The sequence below is a fragment of the Lactobacillus johnsonii ATCC 33200 genome (assembly GCF_000159355.1).
GTDB lineage: Bacteria > Bacillota > Bacilli > Lactobacillales > Lactobacillaceae > Lactobacillus > Lactobacillus johnsonii.
Map to the genome: position 1 here is coordinate 135,632 of NZ_GG670122.1, position 21,713 is coordinate 157,344.

Consider the following 21,713-nt stretch of genomic DNA (forward strand, 5'->3'; position numbering starts at 1 on the left):
AAATGCCTGAAATTGATAAAAAATATATTCAAAATAAATTTATAGAATACTGTAAAGTAAATACTCGTTCAGATGAACAAAGTACAGCTGTGCCGACGACTACCGGTCAAGTTGACTTGTTGAAAATTATTGAGAAAGAATTAGAAAAATTAGGCTTAGAAAATATCTCATTTTCAGAAGAAGATTCCTATTTAGTAGGAAAACTAAAAAAGACAACTAAGAAAGAAGTAACTCCAATTGGTTTTGTAGCACATGTAGATACGGCTGATTTTAATGCAGAAAATATTAAGCCATTAGTACATAAAAACTATGATGGAAAGGATATTTTCTTAAAAGAGGGACGTGTCTTATCCACAAGTGAATTTCCTAGCTTAAAAAAACATTTATGTGAAACATTGATTACCGCTGATGGAACGACTTTACTTGGTGCAGATGATAAGGCGGGAATTGCTGGATTACTAGGAATGCTCAAATTTTTAAAAGAAAATCCTGATCTTGAACATGGAGATCTTTGGGTTGCTTTTGGCCCAGATGAAGAAATTGGTAAGGGTGCTGCTCGTTTTAACGTGGAACGTTTTCCTGTTGAATTTGCTTATACATTAGATAATGGTGATCCAGGAGATATTGCATTTGAGACCTTCAATGCAGCAGCGGCTACGATTGATTTTCATGGGATAGTAGTTCATCCTGGCGAGGCATACGGGCTTATGATCAATGCAGCATTGATAGCTAGTGAATTTATTCAAGCTTTACCAGCAAGTGAGGTCCCTGAAAATAGTAAAGATTTTGATGGCTATTTTATGGTTTTATCCAATAACGGCAATGTCGATCATGCAAAAATTCAATTAATCATTCGAGATTTTGATACTGATGGTTTTGAGCAAAAGAAAAAGTTAATCACAGGTACAGTGGATAAGTTGAATAAAAAGTATGGGGCAAATCGAGTAACTTTTGAAATGCATGATCAATATCGTAGTCCAGGAGATTTGATTAAAGAGCATCCCTATGTAGTAAATCTAGTTTTACATGCCTATAAGTCCCTTGGATTGGAGCCAAAAATTATCCCGTTTCGTGGAGGAACAGATGGCGATTTTATTTCAGAAAAGGGGATACCTACACCTAACTTATTTAATGGTGGGGCAAATTTTCATGGACCATATGAATATGTAACAACTGAAAGTATGGCTCTTTTAGCTAAAACATTAATTGAAATTACGAAGCAGCATGTTTTATTAAATGATAAACGTGATGAAAGTCCATTAAAGAGAAAGTATTAGATTTAAATGAATTTCTATACGATAAATTATATTCAGAACCATCAAAATACAGATCGAACAGCTTTATATATTTTAATGATTGTTGCTGCTAGTGCGATGATTATTTTTGCAATTCTATATTTGCGTGATCGTTTTAATACCAGATATAGGGATTTAGGAATCATTGCCCTTTTGTTTTTATTATTATTTACCGGGACGCAATATGAAAAATATATGCAAAATAATGAACAGAAGTCTAAAGCTGCCCAAATCGTTCCCTTTATTAAATCAGTTGCTGATGATGAAAACGTTAAAGAAAGCGACGTAATGGTCAGTTCAATGAGTTTGCAGGATGGGATGATTGTGCGAATTGATTCGAAAAATGAAGACTATCAATTGAATTTAAACGAAGACAATAATAGCTATACATTAAATCGAGCGCACGTGATTGATCATCATGTATATGTGCAAAAGTAGGTAAGAGATGGATTATACACAATTATTTATTAAGTTTTCTCTAGGAATATTAACCTTGATTATTCAAATTAATGCTTTTGGAAAAAGTAATTTAGCTCCAACAACGGCTTTGGATCAACTGCAAAATTATGTACTGGGCGGAATTATCGGTGGTTTAATATATAATCAAAGTATTACCGTTTTTCAATTTTTATTGGTATTAATTGTTTGGACTTTAGTAGTTTTTATTTTTAAGTTTGGTCGTGAGCGCAGCAATTGGATTCGTAATTTGATTGATGGAAAACCGGTTCAAGTAATTAAAAATGGTCATGTGTTGGTAGGAAATTGTATGAAAGCTGGTATTTCTGCCAATGAATTAATGTTTAGACTTAGAAGTCGCGGAATTTATTCAGTTGAAAAAGTGAAAAATTGTATTTTTGAACAAAATGGGCAATTAACGATAATTGAAAATGATGAAGATAATATTCGCTTTCCGATTATTAGTGATGGGCAGATAAATGAAGACGTTTTGGATTTAATTCATAAATCTAATGCTTGGCTTGAACAGGAAGTAACTAAAGCTGGTTATAATAGTCCTGATGATGTCTTTTTAGGAGAATATATTGATGGACAGTTACGTCTGATAGGATATTCTGAAAAATAAAAAGGAAGAAATGATCATGAAAGATTTTAAAGAAATAAAAAAATGGTTAGCAGATGCCGATGCGGTTATTGTGACTGCAGGTAATGGGTTTGCACAGATGGAAGGTCTTGATATGTTTGACAATTTGGCCTTTCCGATTGAATATAAAAATATAAGTGAAAAATATCATGTAAAAACAATTGCGGATGCACTAGATAAAGATTTGGATTCTTGGGATGAAAAGTGGCAATTCTGGAGTCAACTAATTAATGAGTATTCAGTTGAATATGAGCCAAGTAAAGCAATGAAGCAATTAAAAGATCTGTTAAATGGAAAGAATTATTTTATTGCTACTAGTACTTTTGGCCATTTTTTTGAAAAAGCTGGCTTTGATCAAGAAAAAATCTTTAATGTTTTTGGTGACTGGACAATGATGCAGTGCTCTAGTGGTTTAAATCACGGTACACGTTCTGATTTGTCAACAGTGAAGAGATACGTTAATGGCCAGGGTGAGGTTCCAAGATGCGAGAATTGTAATTCACCAATGGAACTTCATATGCCGCTAAATGCTCACTTCTTTCCAGATGAAGATGCAAATACGAGATTTCGTTGGTTTTTAACAAGAAATCAGACTAAGAAGGTCGTAGTGCTTGAACTAGGAGTTGATCCAACTAGTCCTCAGCTTCTTGATCCAATGGTAAAACTGATTGAGCAGTTCAAAGATTGGCATTATGTAGCAGCAGACTTAAGTCAAGATGAATTGCCGGACGATATCCAAAAAAGAAGTGTCGGCCTAGAAATGGCTCTTCCTGAAGCAATTGAAAAGATTTCAAAATAATGAAAGGTAAAAAATGAGTATTTCAGTTATTCAAGGTGTTTTACGAATTCCAGCAGCTCAAGAAAAAATACGGCAAAAAGGCATTGAAAAGCCTGGTTTTCCTGATAACTATACCTTAATTGATGTGGAGACTACGGGGCTTAGTCCATACCGTGATCGAATTACAGAGATGGGTGGTTTAAGGGTTCGCCATGGAGAAGTAGTTGCAACTTTTTCAGAATTGGTGAAGTTTCCTGATAGCAACAAGGTGCCTGCTTTTATTACCAAATTAAATGGAATTGATGAAGCGACGATTGAAGAAAAGGGTCTACCGGTTCAAGAGGCAATAAAGAAATATCGTGAATTTATCGGTAGTGATCCGATTGTTGGATATAATGTGAATTTTGATTTGAATTTTGTCTATGACCTGGCTGAAAAATATCACTTAACTGTCTTAAATAATGATTATGTTGATGTTTATCGTTTGGCTCGTAGTTTTTACCCACAAGAACAACACAATCGTCTTTTAGATTGCATGCACCGATTAGATATCGCAGAAACGCAAGAGCACCGCGGTTTAGATGATTGTCTAGATACAAAAAAGGTTTTTGATGAATTTCATAGATTATTTAGACAGGAACATATGCTTAGAGCGCAAGAAATGGTCAAAACACTAGACTTAACTAGTGAATGGCCTGAGATTGTTAAACAAAGCCAAGCTTTTCGTAGTCCTTTTGCTCATAAGAATGTTGTAATTGCTGGTGACTTAGATGTAGATGACTATGAACTAGCTAATGCTGTAAAGAATTTGGGTGGCTTTATTCGGGATGAAGTTGGTCAAGATACAGACTATCTTTTAGTTGGAGATCATGATTTCTTCAGAACTGATATCGTTGAATTAAATAAGGCAAGAGCATTAAAGAAACAAGGTCAAAATATTAGAATTTGGTCGGAACAATTTTTCTTGAATGTTCTTGATAATTGGGCACGTAGTTAAAATATTTTTACATTAAAAAGGAATCCTAAAGCAGGATTCCTTTTTTGATATGGGGAAGATTTACATGTACGAGCCAATCAATATTAATTGAAACAATAATAAAAGTGAGAATAGTAATAACTTCAAAGCTTGACCAGATGAGACAAGAAATAGTTCCAATTAAAGTTGTACTAATAAAAAGAAAAATAGTTGATTTTTTTAACTTAAATTGCAGTTTATTGTAATGAGTTGAAAATAATAGTCCTAAATAGAATAAACCAATTCCACGATATAAACATAAAACAGCAAACCATGAGTTAGCATCCGATTCATGGATAAATTTTATACTTACAGTAATTAAACTAATGACAAAGATTATTAAATAGTGAAGATAGATTAGTATATTACCTGTTACATCCTCTTGGTCTTCATTAATTAATTTATCAAATTGTAGTGCATACGTGAAAAAGAGCAAGGCAACAGTTAAAAAGATAAGAATAGAATAGAAGGAAAAGTTTTAGGTTGAAAGTAATCCGCAATACCAATAATTTTTTCACTAAAGATAATAATTACTAAAAGATTCAGTCTTTCAAGTAAATGGGGAAAAATAATTGGATGCTTAAGGGTATATTTTGTAGTGAGAAGTGGCATTAACCAACTTAGTATGATGCCGATAACAGCTAAAATAAAGCCAAAAATATTATCTAAAATTCCTCCGATAATTAAGGTAATGGCTCTAAAAATTAAAATCATGAAAAATGCCCGGGAAATATTTTGATCAACGGGATTTTTAATCTGAAAGTAATTAATTAAATAGTGACTTGCTAGAGTAAGAGATAGTAAGCCAGCAGAAATAAATAGGATTTTCATCTCAGTTAGATTATTAGTATCAAAGGAATTAGACATGTAGAGTAGGATCATCATATCAATAAAGTAAAAAGCAATGTCAGCCCAACTACCGATCCCATATCTATTAGTAAAGACAGTCTGAATCATCCATGAATTAATAAAAATAATTATAATCAATGCAAAAAGAGCAAAAGAGGTAGGTGAAACTAAACCATGCTCTAGATGATGAAGAATCTAGGTTGTTTTAGATATCATGTAGACAAAAACGAGGTCATAAAACAAGGCAATTTTTGAGACTCGCTTATTTAACATATTTTGCCTCCAGCCTACCTACTTTCTAAAATTCCTCATGTTCATTAGGATCAAATCTTCTTGCAGAAATTTTGTCTAAATTGATAAGTTTTTGGACTTCTTCAGGCGTTAATTTGAAATCAAAAATATCCAAATTGCTAATTTGATGTTCATAGGAACTAGCTTTGGGAATAGGAACAACATTAAGTTGAGTTTCCCACCGTAAAATTATTTGAGCGGGTGACTTATGGTATTTTTGAGCTAAGTCAATAATTTCTTTTTCTTGAAAAGCTTCACCTGCACGCTGCAATGGACTCCATGCTTCGGTAATGATGTTATGGTTATCATCATACTCACGAATTGTCTTGCTGGACCAGTAGGGATGAAGTTCTACTTGGTTAACAGCGGGCATAACGCCTGTTTCACGGTATAAATGTTCAATATGTGTTGGTTCAAAGTTAGAAACACCTACTGAGCAAATTAAGCCAAATCTTTGGGCATCTAGCATGGCTTGCCAGGCTTCAAGATAATGATTCTCCTTTGGATTTGGCCAATGGATCAGATAGAGATCATAGTAATCAAGATTAGCAGCATAAAGCGATTCTTGAATTTGTTCTATGGCTTCCTGATATTTATGATGACGACCTGGTAATTTAGATGTTATAAAAATATCATCACGATTTATACCGCTATTTTTAATAGCACGACCTACTGCTCCTTCGTTTTCATAATTAACAGCAGAATCAAGTAGACGATAACCATTCTTTAATGCAGTTTGAATAGCAAAAACTCCCCGAGAACCATTTAATTTATAGGTTCCGAAACCAATTTTAGGAATTCGATTTCCATCATTTAAATTAAAGTATTCCATTCTTAATCTTCTTTCTGTTTTCAATATACTTATTACGTTTATTGTAACAGTCTAAATAAACAAAAACTTATTAATTGCATTGCAAACGTACGTTCAAATATCTATACTGAAAGAAATAATATTAGGGGAAAGAATAAATGGCAAAGAGAAAAAGATATCGAAAAAAACAGACAAATACAGTAGTAAACTGGATTATAGCGCTAGTAATTATTATTTGGGGTGGTTGGTTTAAGCTTAATTCTTCTAATCAAGTAGCGAATCAAAATCAAAACCAAGATAATTCCCAGCAAGTAGTAAAGAATGCTACAACAGCGGATACCAACTATGGCGGATTGTCCAGTGCTGACTATCAAAAATTAGCTAATTTAGACTTTAAGAGCGGGGACAAGGCCTATGTCTATGTAAATAATAATAAGTCAACTTTGATTAAAAATGCCTGGAAGGTTAATAAAGTAATCTATTCTAATTTAGATAATTTGAACAGAACTTCTCATTCAAATACTGCCTTCTTAGAGCCAAGAAATGTGGCAAATGATTCTTTACGTGTAAGACAGTTCATCAATCCAACTGCATGGCATTCTAATCGTGAAAATGGGACTCAAATTTATAATCGTGGACACTTAATTGCTTATTCAGTTTCTGCAGGAATTGATCAAGATGGAAATTATAATCCTGATAATCAATCAGGCGATCAAAATAATCCCAAAAACCTATTTACGCAAACAGCTTTTTCTAATCAGAAAATCCAGACTATTTTTGAAGGAAAAGTACGTAATGCCTTAAAACAAGGAAATAAGGTTATTTTTCAGGCAACGCCAATTTTTAGGGGAAATGAATTAATGGCACGTGGTATTAATTTGCAGGCTATAAGTTTAAATAATAATTTAGATTTCAACGTTTATATCTATAACGTGCAGCCTGATTATGTATTTGATTATAATAATGGTAGGGCTAAAATAGATCGTAATATGGTAGTTAATCAATAGTTAATTTTTATATTTAATTTAGGAGAAAATAATGAACAAAAGCAAGGATAACTGTACGGCAATGATTGTTGGAAAAAAAGCTACAATTGATGGCTCAACTATTATTGCCCGTGATGAAGACGGTTATGGTGGTATTAATGAAAAGCTTTTTGTTGTCCATGAAGCAAAAGACTACGATGAAGAATATGTTTCAAAATATAATGGTTTAAAGCTTCATTTAAAGGGACATGGTTGCAAGTGGACCGCAACCCCAACAGCTGATGAATCAGAAGGCCGCTGGGATGAACAGGGAATTAATGAATATAACGTTGCTATGTCGGCTACTGAAACAGAGGCCACAAATGCGCGCTGCTTAGGTCACGATCCGTTAGTAGAGAATGGAATAGATGAAGATTCGATGGTTTATCTTGTCTTACCATTTGTTAAGACTGCTCGTGAAGGGGTAGAGCGTTTAGGTAAATTAATTGAAAAATATGGTACTGGTGAAAGTAACGGTATCGCTTTTTCTGACCACGATGAAGTTTGGTATTTTGAAACTGGCGCTGGTCATCAATGGGTAGCACAAAGAATTCCTGAAGATTCTTATGCAATTTGTCCTAATATAATGGTGATTCAAGATATTGATTTTGATGATCATGATAATTTTATGTATGCACCAACTATTCGTGATTTTGTAGAAAAAAATCACTTAAATCCAAGTACTGATGGTAAGTGGAGTTTTAGAGATATTTTTGGTACCAAAGCAGAAGCAGACAGTTACTATAACACCCCAAGAACTTGGTACGGTCAGAAGCTTTTTAATCCAAGTGTTGAGCAAGACCCATTAAGTCAAGAAATGCCATTTATTAGAAAGCCAGAAAAGAAAATTGGCGTTGAGGATGTAGAATTTTTCTTGTCTAGTCACTATAACGGTACTGAATATGACCCAATGGGATCTTTTGCTTCAGGGGATGATAAGAAGCAAAAAATGTTTAGATCAATTGCTTTGGACAGAAATCAATCTAGTTGTATTCTCCAAATTAGAAATGATGTTCCTAAAAAAATAGCAGGTATTCAATGGGTTAACTTTGGTTTTTATGCTTACAGTCCTTATGTACCTTTCTATACAAATATTGATGACACGCCATTAAATTATCAAACGGCTAGTCATATGGTTACTCCAGAATCTAGTGCATATTGGTTGTATAAGAGTTTGCAAGTTTTAGTAGAGCCAAGATATCATCAATTTATTTACCAAGTTGAGAACTTTAGAGATGAATGTCAAAGTTACGCTGTTAGCCGCATTTCAGCAACCGATGAGAAAGCTGGAGAATTAGCTGGAAAAGAAAAAACTAAATATTTAACTGCTGCTAATGCTGAAACTGCTGCTTATATTACTAATGAAACTACGAAATTGATAAGTGATTTGACGAGACAAGCCCTAAATTCTTCTAAATTTCAATTTGAACGTGGCGATAATTTGTAATTTTTTGAAAAACACTGCACAAGATGTAGTGTTTTTTTATTGTTCGACTTTCTCTATCTTGTATGTTGGTAAACTAGGTCTTCAAAGGATATCTAAAAAATGCAAGAGGAAAAACACGATTTATTTATATTTATATGGAAATATTGTTCCTAAAATGATATTATCATCCATATCTTATCCATGAAAAAGCAGCAAAAATTCACAAAGTACGAATTATTTATTGAAAAAATATTTGTGATTTTGTTGCTTTTATCATAAAATTTGTGGTGTAATATGATTTAAATCTAAATGTAGTAGTGAGAGATATATGAACGAAGATAAATTCATTCAGGTAAATAACCTAGAAAAAACTTATGAGAATGGTTACCAAGCAATTAAGTCTGTTAGTTTTTCTGTAAAAAAGGGCGACTTAGTGTGCTTATTGGGGCCTAGTGGTTGTGGAAAAACTACAACTTTAAATATGATTGCCGGATTATTGAATCCGACCGGTGGAGACATTATTGTAAATGGTAAGTCTCTTCTTAATGTTGCGCCAAAAGATCGTAATATTGGCTATGTATTCCAGAATTATGCCTTATACCCACATATGACTGTTTTACAGAATGTAATGTTTCCAATGACAGTGGGAAAGAATAAGAAGCCAAAAGATGAAGCTGAAAAAATTGCCCAAAAATTTATGAAATTAACTCATATTGAAGAATTAGCTGATCAAAAGCCGGGCAACCTTTCTGGGGGGGCAACAGCAGCGTGTTTCGATTGCACGTGCACTAGTGCAAGAACCACAAATTTTGTTAATGGATGAACCATTAAGTAACTTAGATGCCCGCTTACGTTTAAAGATTCGTGAAGAAATTCGTAATTTGGTTAAGGAAGTAGGAATTACTACTTTATTCGTTACCCACGATCAAGAAGAAGCACTCTCAATTGGTGATAAGATTATTCTTTTCCATAATGGAGTAATTCAACAAGACGATAAGGGTCAAGACCTTTATCTTGAACCTAATAATCAATTTGTTGCTAACTTTATTGGTAATCCAGTAATTGATAATTTTGATGTAAAGGTAGCAGACAATAAGATTATTGGGACAGACTTTGAGATTCCAGTTGAAAAATTAGATAGTACAAAATTTAGAGGCAACTTAATAGCCGGAGACTATACATTGAGTATTCGTCCTGAAAACTTAAAGTTAAGTGATGAAGGCGAACTTTCCGAAGTAATTGATGATGTCGAATTGATTGGACGCGAACGAGTATTGAAATTTACTCATGCTGGAACAAATCAGCGTGCATTGATTGATTTAGAGCAAGAAATAAAACCTGGAGATAGCGTGAAATTTAAGATGAACTTAGACCGCGTTTACTTATTTAAGCCAGATGGGGAGCGAATCTATTAATGAAAGATAATCAGAAAAAAGCTTGGTTATTTTTAGCACCGGCCATTATTTGTGTTACGGTATTTAGTATTTGGCCAATTCTACGTGCTTTTACGATGAGTTTTCAGGGTGGACCATTAATTGACCTACAATTTAATGGACTTTCTAACTATCAATATATTTTTAGCGATCCAGAATTTTGGCGTGCAATTATGAATACCGCCATTTATTCATTTTTAGCTGTACCAATTGCCTTAATAATTTCTGTTGCGTTAGCATGGTTTATCTTTTCAAAGATTAAACATACCGTCTTCTTTGAAACTATGTTTTTTATGCCATATGTTACAAGTACGATCGCAATCGGAATTGTATTTCGTTATATCTTTAATGGTGAATATGGTTTATTGAACTTCTTATTAAAACTTGTTCATTTACCACAACCTGATTGGTTAGATAATCCGAGTCTAAGTCTTGTTTCATTGATTATCTTTGGTGTTTGGTCATCTTTGGCATTTAACATCGTTATCTTGATGGGTGCGTTAAGAAATATTGAACCAAATTACTATGTTTTAGCTGATATGTATGGTGCAACAAGTAGGGAAAAGTTTTGGCGCATAACAGTGCCACAGTTAGTCCCAACTTTAGCCTTTCTTTTAACTGTTAACTTAATTGGGGCATTTAAGATCTATACTCAAGTTTATGCATTATTTAATGGACAAGCTGGTGTGGGTAATTCGGCAATGACGGCAGTTTACTATATTTATAATAAATTCCAAATTGTTGGTACGCCTGGTGTAGCAATGGCTGCAACAGTAGTCTTGTTCCTATTTATATTGTTCGTAACTTTCTTACAAAGAAAATTGATGAAAAAGGTGAACAGTTAGAATGAAGAAGAAAAAACTACGTTGGGGAATGATTTTTGTCTATCTATTCATTGGAATTTTTGGCATTATAACTGTTTTCCCATTTATTTATATGATCTTAGGTGGATTAATGTCCTATCAAGAAACCACTACTATTCCACCAACTTTAATTCCAAAGACTTTGAGGTGGAGTAACTATCAAAAAGTATTTGAGCAAGCACCATTTGCAAGATACTTCTTAAACACATTTATTACAGCGGCAACTACAACAATTGTTACATTGTTTACTTCAATTCTAGGTGCATTTGCAATGACCAACTTGAAATTTAAGGGAAAAGGATTTATTCAGTTAATTTTTCTTTCACTCTTAATGGTTCCGGGAGAAGCAATAATTTTTACTAACTACAATACAATTGCTCATTTAGGCTTATTGAATACATATTTAGGATTGGTTTTACCATTCTTAACATCTATCTTTTATATGTACTATTTACAAAGCTACTTCACAGCAATTTCACCAACAATTTATAAAGCAGCCATGATTGATGGAGCTTCTGACTGGGAATATATTTGGAAAATTCTAGTTCCAATGTCTAAAGGTGGATTAATTACTGTTGCCTTGCTTAGTTTTATTTCAGGATGGAACTCCTTCTTATGGCCATTATTGGTAACAAATGAAGATAAGATGCGTTTATTGAACAATGGTTTAGCTGCCTTTGCCTCTGATGCGGGTGCTCAAACGCAACTTCAACTAGCAGCAGCAACTTTAACAGTAGTACCTGTTTTAATTGTTTACTTCATTTTTAGAAAGCAAATTATTCGAGGAGTAGTACGTAATGACCTCAAAGCCTAAAACTACAGTTACTTTTTATAATGGGTTAACGACTATTGGCGGCCCAATGATTGAAGTAGCTTATGATAAGTCACATGTATTATTTGATTTAGGAGAAGTGTATCGTCCAGAACTGGGACTGAAAATGGAAGATGAGGATTTTTCAACTCTTCTTAAATATCAATTGATTGGTGATGTACCAAATTTTTATGATCCAAAGATTACGGGAAAAGAAATAGATCATGAACGTTGGCAACATAGCGCAGCTTATATTTCTCACCTTCATCTAGATCATAGTAAAGCTATGAATCTTTTAGCGCCAGAGATTCCATTGTATGCTGGTCCATTAACTGCGGCCTTGCTACCAGTGTTGAATCGGGATGGGGAATTTTTATTACCAGCAGCTGATAAACCAAAGAATTATACTCGTCCTATAATTGCTGCTAGATTAAACTACCCCATTAAAGTTGGAGATATAACTTTAACAGTTGTTCCTAGTGATCATGATGCTTACGGGGCAACTGGATTAATCATCGAAACACCTGATAAAACAATCGTTCATACTGGAGATATTCGCTTGCATGGTTATCATCCCGATTGGGTGCGTCAATTTATGGCGGCCGGTAAGGGATGTGATATGCTAATTATCGAAGGTACTGGTGTTTCATGGCCAGAACGTAGTGAAGAGGATAGTGAAGAGTTCAAAGGGGTTAAGAATGAGGTTGAGCTTACTGAAAGAGTAGTTAAATACCAAAAAGATAATCCAAAGCGCCAGTTAACTTTTAATACTTATCCTACAAACGTAGAGCGAATTTTGAGAATTATTTCAGATTCGCCTCGAAAAGTAGTACTTCATGCTAAACGTGCTGAATTATTAAAATTAGCATTAAAGCAGGATGTTCCTTATTACTACTTGCCAGAAGATGAAAAAATTGATGCGCTCGATCCAAATCTTGAAATTAGTTATCAAGATCTTCTAAAAGACGATCATCAATATTTCTGGCAAGTAGTTGGTCATTATGATCAACTACAAAAAGGTGGCTTATACATTCACAGTAATGCTGAGCCTCTTGGGGATTTTGATCCAGCTTATGCTCCGTTTATTGAAAATATTGAAAAACGTGGAATTGAATTGATAACTCTGCGTTGTTCAGGACATGCGGACGTAGCTGAATTAAAAGAAATAATTGCGGGTTTTGAGCCAAAAATTTTGGCTCCTGTGCACACATTGCATCCAGAATTAGAAGAAAACCCATTTGGAGAAAGGATTTTACCTAAGCGCGGAGAGACATTTACGCTTAGTTAAAATTAAAATTTTATTTTGTTGTTTGTTTTTATTGGGAGGAACATATGAAGTTCACTAAAAAATTTGCAGCAGTTGCAGTTGCTGCTTTAGCCCTTGTAGGCACTACTGCTTGCTCAAATTCTAAGAGTAATGATAGCTCAAGTAGTAAGTCAGCTGATATTCCAACTAAGATTACCAAGAAAACTACTATTGTTTTCTGGCATGGTATGACTGGAACTCAGGAAAAGACTTTACAAAGCTTGACTAAGGATTTTGAAAAGAAGAATCCTAACATTACTGTTAAGCTTGAAAACCAAGGTAAGTATAATGATTTACAAGCAAAGATTAACTCAACTTTGCAATCACCAAATAACTTGCCTACAATTACTCAAGCTTATCCTGGCTGGCTTTTAAATGCCGCTAATAGCAAACGCTTGGTTGATATGACCCCTTACATTAACAATAGTAAGATTGGTTGGGGCTCAGCTAAGAAGAGTGACATCCGTGAAGAATTATTAAAGGGTGCACAAATTAAGGGTACTCAATATGGTATCCCATTTAATAAATCTGTTGAAATGTTAACTTATAACAAAGATTTATTAGATAAATATGGTGTTAAAGTACCAAAGACAATGTCTGAATTAAAGGCAGCATCTAAGAAGATTTACGAAAAGAGTAACCACAAGGTTGTTGGTGCTGGATTCGACTCACTTTCAAACTACTACGTTTTAGGTATGAAGGATGAAGGCGTAAACTTCTCTAAGAACATTAACTTTACTGGTTCTAAGTCTAAGAAAGTAATCAACTACTATGCTGATGGTATTAAAGCTGGTTACTTCAAGACTGCTGGTTCAGCTGGTTACCTTTCTGGTGACTTCTCTAACCAAAAGGTTGCAATGTTTGTAGGTACTAGTGCTGGTGAAGGATTTGTTAAGATGGGTGTTGGTAATAAGTTCCAATACGGTGTTGCACCTCGTCCTTCTAAGTACAACATGCAACAAGGTACTGATATCTACATGTTTAACAAGGGTACTGCAGAACAAAAAGCAGCTGCCTTCATGTACATTAAGTACTTGTTAGGTAAGAACCAACAATTGACTTGGGCTGATCAAACTGGATACATCCCTGTAACCAACAATGTAATTAACTCTAGTGCTTACAAGAACTCAACTAAGTCTAAAGTTCCTGCTCAATTAGACAAGGCAATGAAGAACTTATACAGTGTTCCTGTAGTTAAGAATAGCAACGCTGCATACACTCAATTGAATTCAATTATGCAAAACATCTTTGCACAAGCAAAGAAGGGTCAAAACTGGAATTCACAAATTGATGCCGGTAAGACTAAGTTCCAAAGTGCTTGGAATCAATAAAAACAGAATATTAAGTAAAAAATGAGGACTGTCATTATGACAATCCTCATTTTTTTATAGATTTTTTAGAAGAAAAGTAGAATGAAGGCAATTAATGCAGGTAGCATTTGAACAACAAAAATCTTTTTACTTGCTGTAAAGCCCCCAAAAATAGCGACAACTACAACAAAGGCAAGCAAAAGTTGCCATACAGTGATTAAAGTTGGCACTCTGAAGAAGAAAAATACAATTAAGATTAAAAGACCTAGCATTCCATTATAGATACCTTGATTAGCTAAAGCTGTTTTTGCGGCAGGCTGTTTAACAAAATCTACATCCATGTCAAACGACTTAGCTTGTAAGTCAGGTTTCCCAAAAATTTCTAACCACATAATTCCAATATGCTCAATTCCAACAACAATTGTTAGAAGAATTCCGATATTTCTTAAAATCATTTTATAATTCCCCTTATTTAACTATTCAGATAGATTTTACTTATTGTTAACATAGAAATCAAATAGAGTAATAATCATTTTTATTATTATTGCATTTGCAACAATAATAACCTACACTAGAACAAACAAATAGGAGGGATAGACATAAAGATGGCAGAAGAAGATATTTTGAGAGAAATTGGTTCAATTTCACGAGCCTTGGATTCGATTGCTAATATTGATTTTAAAGATTTGGAATTAAATCGTGGTCAATACTTATATTTAACTCGCGTTTTTGAACACCCAGGGATTATTTCTGATCATCTAGCTACATTATTAAATATTGATCGTACAACGACTGCCCGTGGAATTAGAAAACTTGAACGAGCAGGACTTATTTTTAAAGAAGATGATGAAACTAATAAGAAAATCAAACATTTATTTGTAACCGATACAGGTAAAAAATTAGCTAAAGAAATAGAAAGAGAAAATGTCTATTCAAATACGTTAGTAACAAATGGCTTAACTAAAGATGAACAGGCTCGATTACAAAAATATCTAAGCGTTCTCGAGAAAAATGCACGTGAAAATTGGAATTTTGTAAAGAATGGCAGCAAGAGGAAGTATTAATATGACGGTAAAATATGAGATTAAAGAAGTATTAGCAGATAATATTAAAGAATTACAACAAATTTCAAGACAAACATTTTTAGAAACGTTTGGATCACAAAATACTGCTGAAGATATGAAAGAATTTTTGGATACAGCATATGCAGAAGAAAAATTAAAAGATGAAGTTGAAAATGCGAATAGTAGTTTTTACTTTTTAACTGTAGATAATAAAGTGGCTGGCTATCTAAAGGTGAATGAAGGACATGCGCAAACAGAGCAGGTAGTTCCTAATGCTTTAGAAGTCGAAAGAATATACTTGAAGCAAGCTTTTCAACATCAAGGTTTAGGATTAGTGCTAATCAAATTAGCTGAGAAAATAGCTAAAGAAAAAGAGAAGGACAATATGTGGCTTGGAGTTTGGGAGAAAAATTATCAAGCTCAGGCTTTCTATGAAAAAGATGGTTTTAAAAGAGTTAGTCAACACACTTTTGTAGTTGGAGAAGATTCACAGACGGATTTGATTTTAGTTAAGAGGTTGAAGTAATGAAATTTTGTTTTAAGACAATTGATGAAATGACTGGATATGAGGCCTTTTGCGTCGAAAGGCTAAGAAATGAGGTTTTTGTTAGTGAACAAAAAATCACTTTACCTGAAATAGATGATGAAGATTTTCATGCAATTCATGTTTTTAGTTTAAATGACGGAAAAGATGATGCTTTAGCTACTTGTCGAATTTTTAAAGATGAAAATGGAGATTGGTATTTAGGTCGAGTTGTGGTCTCAAAAGATGCACGAGGGATGTATCTTGGAAGCAAGATGATGAAAGAGGTGCATGAGTACCTAAAAGACAAGAATGTTAATCGGATATACTGCCATGCGCAAATAACAGCGAAGCCTTTTTATGATCGTCTTGGCTATCAAGTTAAAGGTGAGATATTTGATGAGGGTGGTATAGAACACGTATTAATGTATAAAGATTTATAGATAAAAAAAAACCTCGGAGATCGAGGTTTTTTTATGTTTTTAATTTAATTATTCATCATCGTTATGATTAGTGAAGTAGCGGTAATCTTTGCTCTTATCAAAAATTACACCACGTGCGTTTTCACCGTTTGAAACGCTAAATACAGCGTCTGGGTATTTTTCTTTAACTTCTGCTTCCATGTATGAACGCATCATAGCGTTGTTTGAAAGAACTGAACCAGTTAAAGCAACGCGCATTGGCTTAGGATCTTCGTAACGGTCTAAGCACATAATAATATCGCGTGCTAAAAGATGTGCTTGATCTGCAATGATTTTACGGGCATCTTCATCACCGTTATCTGCTAACTTAGCAACTTTAACAGCCTTTGAAGCAACTTCTGGACTAGTTAAGTTGTAGAATTTAGCAGGAACTTCACCCATGTTATCAACATTGAATTCTTTAACGAATAAATCAATTAAAGAATTCTTTTCACGCTTGTCCCAGCTAAGAAGAGCAGCTTGAAGAGCAGCCTTGGTAATAGCGTAACCACTACCTTCATCTCCAAGTAAAGAACCGTAACCACCAACAGCAATTAAAGAGCCGTTTTGACGACCATTAACAACAGATCCAGTACCAGCAATAACTAAAGCACCGTCTGCTCCTTCAAGACCATTGTAAAGAGCAAGAAGTGAGTCAGTAATAGCACGAGTTGGAATATTACCAACCATTGAAGAAATAGTTGCTGCAACTTCTGGTGCATTACCAACAACGGATAAACCGGCAATTCCGGCTAAAACTTTAATACAATCGCCATCAATTTTGTCACGCAATTCATTAACTGCTTGAGCAATATTTTTGATACCGAGTTCGTAGTCATTGTTGATTTGACCTGGGCCGGATTCAGCACGACCTAATTCTTTACCATTTTCATCATAAGCGATTGCCGTAGAGTGTGTACCACCTGCGTCAATACCGATCATATATTTCAACATAAATAATAATCCCTCACTGTAAATATTAATACTGGAATTATTGTACTAAAAAAAGAACAATTTGTGAACGCATTCAGCAAATCCTATATAAAGAAAAGATAATCTTAAAAAATAGAATAATCCTTAGTCTTTAAAACTTTTTTAGGTATTAGCATGATAAAATAAAAAATATGTGATTAAGGAGATTTTTAATGAAAAATAAAATATTTTTAGGGGCGATTTTATCCTCTTTTTGTGCATTAGCTTTTTATATGACTAGTATTAATCATATGAAGACACAAACTTTAGAAATTTATGGGAATTCAACAGCAAAAGTAGCTCAAAAAAGTAAAATGAAAGAGGGTACTAAACAAACTCGTATTACTAATGGAGAAAGCGAGATTGGAGAGGCCGCTATTTCAAAAAATAGTAATAAAAATTTAGCCAAAGATATTGTTAAAGCTAGTTCCAACGTTCAAGGAAACTATCAAGTAAGTGTAAAGGACTTGAATAATCCTAAAATATTTGCCGATTTAACAAATACTAGTCAGAATAATTTAAATGCTGGGAATGTTCTAAAATTATTTGTGTTGCTGGCTTATTACAAGGCAGTTCAAGATAAAAGCTTAAACTCAGCAACTCCTTATAAAGTTAAATCAAGTGACTTAAATGGCGGAGATAAGGTATTAAAGACTGATATGGCCTATTCCTATACATATTTACTTGATTTAATGATGCGTCAGCAAAATAATAATGCAGCTAATATTATTTTGAATAAAATTGGAAAAGAAAAAGTAAATCAAACTGCAAAAGAGTTTGGTGCAGGCAATACTGAAATTACTGATAATTTTGGTAAAGATTTTTCCGGAAAAACCAGTAGTGGTGATTTAGTTAATACTATGCAAAAGCTTTACCAGGGAAAAATTTTGGGAACTAATGTGGATAATCAAATTTTAGGACAATTAGCTAATTTTCCTGAAAAAGGCTTAGCGAAAAACATTAGTGGTGTGGTTTATAAAATAGCTGATAAAAAACAAGGAGCAGCCATAATTCAAGAAGATGGTAAGACTTATACCATGGCAATGGTTAGTGAAGAAGATGCGGATCTAGCTAAAATTGGTGATTCGATTAATAATTGGATGATTAAACAAAAATAGATTTAAAGGAGTTTTTAACTCCTTTTTATTTTTTTCAAAAAGTAGATAAATTTCTACACATTGTAGATTGTTTTCTACACATTGACGTGTTAAAGTATATGAGTACACAAAAAAGAAGGTGATTATCTTGGCTAAAAAAAGAGCTTTGGACCGCTCAAAAGTGATTGATCAAGCTATAACAATTATTAGTGAAAAGGGATTAAGCGAATTAACAATGCCAGCTTTAGCTAAAGCATTGGGGATTAGGTCTCAATCTTTGTATCACTATGTTGCTAATCGTAATGATTTATTAGTTTTAGTTTGTGTTAATAGACTGCAAGTTTTGCGTCAGCACCTAACAAAGAAGATAATAGGCCATTCAGGTATAGATGCTTTGTTTAGATTTGCCGATGAAATACGAGACTTTTTACTACATGATAAGGCTATTTCTAGTATTTACTATGGACTAAATGAATATGTTCAAAATGAGCAAATTCGTGAAGAGGTTTTAAAGATAGTAGATCTAGGAGAAAAGCTGGATGTAGGCAAGAAGAACGTTGTCTCTTTGCATAGTTTACTTGGAGCTGTTTTGGGTTATGTTTTCTTAGATCGATATGTGATCGATGAAACAGAAAAAGAAGCTGACGATAATTACCATGAGATGCTTTTAAGACTTGTAGCGCCAAAACTTCAAGTTGAAGGTACAAAATAAGGGGAAAGGAAAGTAGCACATGAAATTGCTGAAAAATCATCTTGGTGCTTTGATAGCATGGATAGCAATTTTGCTAATTGCTGTCTTCTCGTTGCCAAATGTGGATGCATTGACACGTCAGCATTCAGAAATTTCACTTCCTAAGGATGTTCAAAGTTCTATTGCAACTAACATCGAAAGTAAGTGGGGGCATGGACAAGATAATACCTATGTTGTAGGGGTAGTTTTTAATAAAAAACACGGGAAACTAACCTCGAGTGATAAGGAGAAAATTGACGATACAATTCGCTTTTTAAAGGACAATAAGAAAAAGCTTGGTATCAAGTCAATGATGACCCCTAATGACAACTATGCAACAAAAGCACAATTAATTTCTAAAGATAAAACAACAGAAATTGTGCAATTAAATATTGCTAATGATCATTCGACTGTTTCTAACGTTAATAAGACTTTAACAAAGGCTGTTAAAACTCCAGGAGTTAGAACATATGTAACTGGGGTTAGAATTCTTGAAGATGATTTCTCTGCTTCGGTTCAAGAAGGTATTAAAAAGACTGAATTAATTACTATTTTCTTTATTTTTATTGTTTTAGTAATTGTATTCAAGTCGCCAATTGTACCAATAATTTCATTATTAACAGTTGGTGTTTCATTTATTACTTCATTCTCAATTGTTACTAATTTAGTAGAGAAATTTAACTTTCCATTTTCAAACTTTACTCAAGTTTTCATGGTTATTGTTTTGTTTGGTATTGGTACTGACTACAATATCCTGCTGTATGATAAATTTAAAGAGAACTTGAGTAAGGGGATGTCGAACCATGAGGCAACAAATGATGCGTTGCGTAAAGCTGGTAAGACAATTCTTTATTCTGGATCTTCAATCTTAATTGGATTTAGTGCATTAGGTTTAGCTAACTTCTCAATTTACCGTTCAGCTGTTGGGGTTGCTGTTGGGGTCGCTGTATTATTAGTAGTACTTTTAACTTTAAACCCATTCTTTATGGCTGTCTTAGGTAAGAAATTATTCTGGCCAGTTAAGAAGTTTGAAGGTGAAAGCAACTCTAAGTTATGGCATGCTCTTTCAAAAGGGAGCTTGACTCATCCGATTATTTACTTAGTTGTAATGGCAGTCGCAGTATTGCCATTTGCCTTATTCTATTCAAATAATTTGAATTATGATGATGCAGATGAAATTTCTAATTCTACACCATCAAAAGCTGGACTATTAGTTTTACAAGATCATTTCTCAATTGGTACTCCTGAATATTCAACTTTATACATTCAGAGTAAAGATAAGCTTGATAACGAAAAGAGCTTAAAAGAAATCGATCAGATTGTTAAAAAGATTCAGGCAGACCCAGATGTTAAATTTGCATCTTCTGTAACTGAACCAAATGGAAAATCAATTAAACGTCTTTACGTTGACAACCAATTAGGTACTGTTAACTCAGGTGTTAATACTGCTAGAAATGGTTTAGGAACTTTAAGTAACGGTAGCAAGCAAATTACTAATGGTGCTGTTCAACTTCAAAATGGTGCAAATCAACTTTCTAACGGAACTGGCCGTCTGCAAGCTGGTGCAAATCAATTAGCTAGCGGAACTACACGTCTTCAAAATGGTGCAGAAGCACTTAGATCAGGAACTATGCGTTTAGCAACTGGTGCTGGTCGTTTAGAAAGTGGTACTTTGAACTTACAACAAGGTGCTGTACAACTTGAAAACGGAACTATTAAGTTGGCTAATGGGGCTGCAAGTTTACAAAGTGGTACTCAGAGTTTGCAGGCTGGTACTGATCAATTGGCAAATGGTTTGAATCAATTAAACTCACAATTGAATCAAAAGATTCCTGCTTCTAGCAAAAAAATAGAGAAGATGAAGGGATCTTTAGAACTACTTCAGAGTAAATTATCTGATCTAAATAACGTTGTCCAAGGAATTACTTTGCCAAGTTCAAATACTATTGCTGAAAGTAAGCAGGCTGCCAATGATTTAGATAGTAGTTTAAACCATGCAGTATCAACCATATCTCAATTATCTGGGCAATCGGCACAAGCTGGTAATTTAAATGTTGATACAAGCACATACTTAGCAGCTTTGAAAGCACAAGGACTTAGTGATGAGGATGCTCAAAAAGCATTAAAGACAATATTGCCTCTTGTTGAAAAACAAGCTCAAGAGCAAGTGCAAACACAAACTAAGCAACAAAAAGATGCAATTACAAGCATTGCTGGCGATTTGCACAATGCGGCAGTAGCTGGTGGTAAAATTAAGGCAGCAAGTAAAGCTTTAGACAATATTGAACAAATGCAAGGCTTACTCGTAGAGTTGAAGTCAGCCACTTCTGGACTGAGTGGTGCTTCAGCACAGATGTCACAAAGTACAAATAGTCAAATTGATGAACTAACTTCTCAATTGAATCAAATTCAAACTGCTGTTTCAGCAAGCGCAAATGGTGCAAGCCAAATCAATTCAGGCGCAGCTCGCTTAAACAGTGGAGCAGGCCAACTTGCAAGTGGCTTACAAGCAGGTGTAGCTGGTTCTAGTCAGCTTGCAAACGGCGCTGGCCAG

The 21,713-nt window shown here is 34.1% G+C and carries 20 protein-coding genes and 2 pseudogenes; 18 read left to right on the forward strand and 4 right to left on the reverse strand.

Annotation, left to right across the window (positions count from 1 at the left end; genetic code table 11):
- Nucleotides 1-2 precede the first annotated feature (2 nt).
- The 5 genes from pepT to HMPREF0528_RS08380 are packed head-to-tail and all read left to right on the forward strand — an operon-like array spanning nucleotide 3 to nucleotide 4,169.
- Nucleotides 3-1,277, forward strand: a complete 1,275-nt coding sequence (gene pepT, locus HMPREF0528_RS08360; RefSeq protein ID WP_034525408.1) for a peptidase T — start codon at nucleotides 3-5, stop codon at nucleotides 1,275-1,277.
- A gap of 6 nt (nucleotides 1,278-1,283) precedes the next feature.
- On the forward strand, nucleotides 1,284-1,733 hold the full coding sequence (locus tag HMPREF0528_RS08365; protein WP_004896609.1) for a DUF3290 domain-containing protein: 450 nt from the start codon (nucleotides 1,284-1,286) through the stop codon (nucleotides 1,731-1,733).
- Between the two features lie 7 nt (nucleotides 1,734-1,740).
- Nucleotides 1,741-2,376 (forward strand): DUF421 domain-containing protein, encoded by a 636-nt coding sequence (locus HMPREF0528_RS08370; protein ID WP_004896610.1) that lies wholly within the window; start codon nucleotides 1,741-1,743, stop codon nucleotides 2,374-2,376.
- Nucleotides 2,377-2,392: 16 nt separating this feature from the next.
- Nucleotides 2,393-3,193 (forward strand): SIR2 family NAD-dependent protein deacylase, encoded by an 801-nt coding sequence (locus HMPREF0528_RS08375; RefSeq protein WP_004896611.1) that lies wholly within the window; start codon nucleotides 2,393-2,395, stop codon nucleotides 3,191-3,193.
- Between the two features lie 13 nt (nucleotides 3,194-3,206).
- Nucleotides 3,207-4,169, forward strand: coding sequence for an exonuclease domain-containing protein (locus HMPREF0528_RS08380; RefSeq protein ID WP_004896612.1), 963 nt, complete (start codon nucleotides 3,207-3,209; stop codon nucleotides 4,167-4,169).
- A 25-nt stretch (nucleotides 4,170-4,194) separates the two neighbouring features.
- Here the strand turns inward: HMPREF0528_RS08380 and HMPREF0528_RS09755 are convergent.
- Both HMPREF0528_RS09755 and HMPREF0528_RS08390 read right to left on the reverse strand, forming a co-directional pair.
- Nucleotides 4,195-5,309, reverse strand: a pseudogene (locus HMPREF0528_RS09755) (low temperature requirement protein A).
- A gap of 25 nt (nucleotides 5,310-5,334) precedes the next feature.
- Nucleotides 5,335-6,159: an aldo/keto reductase gene (locus HMPREF0528_RS08390; protein ID WP_004896615.1), complete on the reverse strand. Its 825-nt coding sequence runs from the start codon at nucleotides 6,157-6,159 to the stop codon at nucleotides 5,335-5,337.
- Nucleotides 6,160-6,296: 137 nt separating this feature from the next.
- Between HMPREF0528_RS08390 and HMPREF0528_RS08395 the strand changes: the two genes are divergently transcribed.
- The 7 genes and pseudogenes from HMPREF0528_RS08395 to HMPREF0528_RS08425 all read left to right on the forward strand — a co-directional run bounded on the left by HMPREF0528_RS08395 (nucleotide 6,297) and on the right by HMPREF0528_RS08425 (nucleotide 14,333).
- The gene (locus tag HMPREF0528_RS08395) at nucleotides 6,297-7,145 is read left to right on the forward strand and encodes a DNA/RNA non-specific endonuclease (protein ID WP_004896616.1); all 849 of its coding nucleotides are present in this window, start codon (nucleotides 6,297-6,299) and stop codon (nucleotides 7,143-7,145) included.
- A 31-nt stretch (nucleotides 7,146-7,176) separates the two neighbouring features.
- On the forward strand, nucleotides 7,177-8,610 hold the full coding sequence (locus tag HMPREF0528_RS08400) for a C69 family dipeptidase (protein ID WP_004896617.1): 1,434 nt from the start codon (nucleotides 7,177-7,179) through the stop codon (nucleotides 8,608-8,610).
- A gap of 307 nt (nucleotides 8,611-8,917) precedes the next feature.
- A pseudogene (locus HMPREF0528_RS08405) lies at nucleotides 8,918-10,004 on the forward strand (ABC transporter ATP-binding protein).
- Nucleotides 10,004-10,867 carry a carbohydrate ABC transporter permease gene (locus HMPREF0528_RS08410; RefSeq protein WP_004896620.1) on the forward strand — a complete coding sequence of 288 codons (864 nt, stop codon included), beginning with the start codon at nucleotides 10,004-10,006 and terminating at the stop codon, nucleotides 10,865-10,867. Before HMPREF0528_RS08405 ends, HMPREF0528_RS08410 begins: the two are co-directional and overlap by 1 nt.
- Nucleotide 10,868: 1 nt before the next feature.
- Complete coding sequence (locus tag HMPREF0528_RS08415; RefSeq protein WP_004896621.1) at nucleotides 10,869-11,699, forward strand: carbohydrate ABC transporter permease; 831 nt, start codon at nucleotides 10,869-10,871, stop codon at nucleotides 11,697-11,699.
- Complete coding sequence (locus tag HMPREF0528_RS08420) at nucleotides 11,683-12,984, forward strand: MBL fold metallo-hydrolase (protein ID WP_004896622.1); 1,302 nt, start codon at nucleotides 11,683-11,685, stop codon at nucleotides 12,982-12,984. The genes HMPREF0528_RS08415 and HMPREF0528_RS08420 overlap by 17 nt, the downstream gene beginning before the upstream one ends.
- Before the next feature lie 44 nt (nucleotides 12,985-13,028).
- Complete coding sequence (locus HMPREF0528_RS08425; protein ID WP_004896623.1) at nucleotides 13,029-14,333, forward strand: extracellular solute-binding protein; 1,305 nt, start codon at nucleotides 13,029-13,031, stop codon at nucleotides 14,331-14,333.
- Nucleotides 14,334-14,398: 65 nt separating this feature from the next.
- Here the strand turns inward: HMPREF0528_RS08425 and HMPREF0528_RS08430 are convergent, their stop codons facing one another.
- Entirely contained in the window at nucleotides 14,399-14,767 is a 369-nt protein-coding gene (locus tag HMPREF0528_RS08430; protein ID WP_004896625.1) for a DUF1304 domain-containing protein, read from the reverse strand.
- 150 nt (nucleotides 14,768-14,917) lie between these two features.
- On the opposite strand from HMPREF0528_RS08430, the gene HMPREF0528_RS08435 reads away from it, so the two are divergent.
- Genes HMPREF0528_RS08435 through HMPREF0528_RS08445 form a run of 3 tightly spaced genes read left to right on the forward strand, consistent with a single transcriptional unit; the run spans nucleotide 14,918 to nucleotide 16,342 of the window.
- Nucleotides 14,918-15,376 (forward strand): MarR family winged helix-turn-helix transcriptional regulator, encoded by a 459-nt coding sequence (locus tag HMPREF0528_RS08435; RefSeq protein ID WP_004896626.1) that lies wholly within the window; start codon nucleotides 14,918-14,920, stop codon nucleotides 15,374-15,376.
- Between the two features lies 1 nt (nucleotide 15,377).
- Nucleotides 15,378-15,902: a GNAT family N-acetyltransferase gene (locus tag HMPREF0528_RS08440; RefSeq protein ID WP_012846623.1), complete on the forward strand. Its 525-nt coding sequence runs from the start codon at nucleotides 15,378-15,380 to the stop codon at nucleotides 15,900-15,902.
- The gene (locus tag HMPREF0528_RS08445) at nucleotides 15,902-16,342 is read left to right on the forward strand and encodes a GNAT family N-acetyltransferase (RefSeq protein ID WP_004896628.1); all 441 of its coding nucleotides are present in this window, start codon (nucleotides 15,902-15,904) and stop codon (nucleotides 16,340-16,342) included. The genes HMPREF0528_RS08440 and HMPREF0528_RS08445 overlap by 1 nt, the downstream gene beginning before the upstream one ends.
- 48 nt (nucleotides 16,343-16,390) lie before the next feature.
- On the opposite strand, the gene HMPREF0528_RS08450 is transcribed toward HMPREF0528_RS08445, so the two are convergent.
- Nucleotides 16,391-17,314 carry a BadF/BadG/BcrA/BcrD ATPase family protein gene (locus HMPREF0528_RS08450; RefSeq protein WP_004896629.1) on the reverse strand — a complete coding sequence of 308 codons (924 nt, stop codon included), beginning with the start codon at nucleotides 17,312-17,314 and terminating at the stop codon, nucleotides 16,391-16,393.
- A gap of 191 nt (nucleotides 17,315-17,505) precedes the next feature.
- Here HMPREF0528_RS08450 and HMPREF0528_RS08455 point away from each other — a divergent pair, with 191 nt between their 5' ends.
- The 3 genes from HMPREF0528_RS08455 to HMPREF0528_RS08465 form a co-directional block, all read left to right on the forward strand.
- Nucleotides 17,506-18,450 (forward strand): serine hydrolase, encoded by a 945-nt coding sequence (locus tag HMPREF0528_RS08455; RefSeq protein WP_004896630.1) that lies wholly within the window; start codon nucleotides 17,506-17,508, stop codon nucleotides 18,448-18,450.
- A 127-nt stretch (nucleotides 18,451-18,577) separates the two neighbouring features.
- Nucleotides 18,578-19,141: a TetR/AcrR family transcriptional regulator gene (locus HMPREF0528_RS08460; protein WP_034525410.1), complete on the forward strand. Its 564-nt coding sequence runs from the start codon at nucleotides 18,578-18,580 to the stop codon at nucleotides 19,139-19,141.
- A 19-nt stretch (nucleotides 19,142-19,160) separates the two neighbouring features.
- On the forward strand, nucleotides 19,161-21,713 hold a 2,553-nt coding region (locus HMPREF0528_RS08465; RefSeq protein WP_004896632.1), incomplete at its 3' end, for an MMPL family transporter.

Coding starts and splice junctions, on each gene's coding strand:
- pepT (WP_034525408.1), top strand. CDS start 3: ATGCCTGAAATTGATAAAAAATATATTCAAAATAAATTTATAGAATAC.
- HMPREF0528_RS08365 (WP_004896609.1), top strand. CDS start 1,284: ATGAATTTCTATACGATAAATTATATTCAGAACCATCAAAATACAGAT.
- HMPREF0528_RS08370 (WP_004896610.1), top strand. CDS start 1,741: ATGGATTATACACAATTATTTATTAAGTTTTCTCTAGGAATATTAACC.
- HMPREF0528_RS08375 (WP_004896611.1), top strand. CDS start 2,393: ATGAAAGATTTTAAAGAAATAAAAAAATGGTTAGCAGATGCCGATGCG.
- HMPREF0528_RS08380 (WP_004896612.1), top strand. CDS start 3,207: ATGAGTATTTCAGTTATTCAAGGTGTTTTACGAATTCCAGCAGCTCAA.
- HMPREF0528_RS08390 (WP_004896615.1), bottom strand. CDS start 6,159: ATGGAATACTTTAATTTAAATGATGGAAATCGAATTCCTAAAATTGGT.
- HMPREF0528_RS08395 (WP_004896616.1), top strand. CDS start 6,297: ATGGCAAAGAGAAAAAGATATCGAAAAAAACAGACAAATACAGTAGTA.
- HMPREF0528_RS08400 (WP_004896617.1), top strand. CDS start 7,177: ATGAACAAAAGCAAGGATAACTGTACGGCAATGATTGTTGGAAAAAAA.
- HMPREF0528_RS08410 (WP_004896620.1), top strand. CDS start 10,004: ATGAAAGATAATCAGAAAAAAGCTTGGTTATTTTTAGCACCGGCCATT.
- HMPREF0528_RS08415 (WP_004896621.1), top strand. CDS start 10,869: ATGAAGAAGAAAAAACTACGTTGGGGAATGATTTTTGTCTATCTATTC.
- HMPREF0528_RS08420 (WP_004896622.1), top strand. CDS start 11,683: ATGACCTCAAAGCCTAAAACTACAGTTACTTTTTATAATGGGTTAACG.
- HMPREF0528_RS08425 (WP_004896623.1), top strand. CDS start 13,029: ATGAAGTTCACTAAAAAATTTGCAGCAGTTGCAGTTGCTGCTTTAGCC.
- HMPREF0528_RS08430 (WP_004896625.1), bottom strand. CDS start 14,767: ATGATTTTAAGAAATATCGGAATTCTTCTAACAATTGTTGTTGGAATT.
- HMPREF0528_RS08435 (WP_004896626.1), top strand. CDS start 14,918: ATGGCAGAAGAAGATATTTTGAGAGAAATTGGTTCAATTTCACGAGCC.
- HMPREF0528_RS08440 (WP_012846623.1), top strand. CDS start 15,378: ATGACGGTAAAATATGAGATTAAAGAAGTATTAGCAGATAATATTAAA.
- HMPREF0528_RS08445 (WP_004896628.1), top strand. CDS start 15,902: ATGAAATTTTGTTTTAAGACAATTGATGAAATGACTGGATATGAGGCC.
- HMPREF0528_RS08450 (WP_004896629.1), bottom strand. CDS start 17,314: ATGTTGAAATATATGATCGGTATTGACGCAGGTGGTACACACTCTACG.
- HMPREF0528_RS08455 (WP_004896630.1), top strand. CDS start 17,506: ATGAAAAATAAAATATTTTTAGGGGCGATTTTATCCTCTTTTTGTGCA.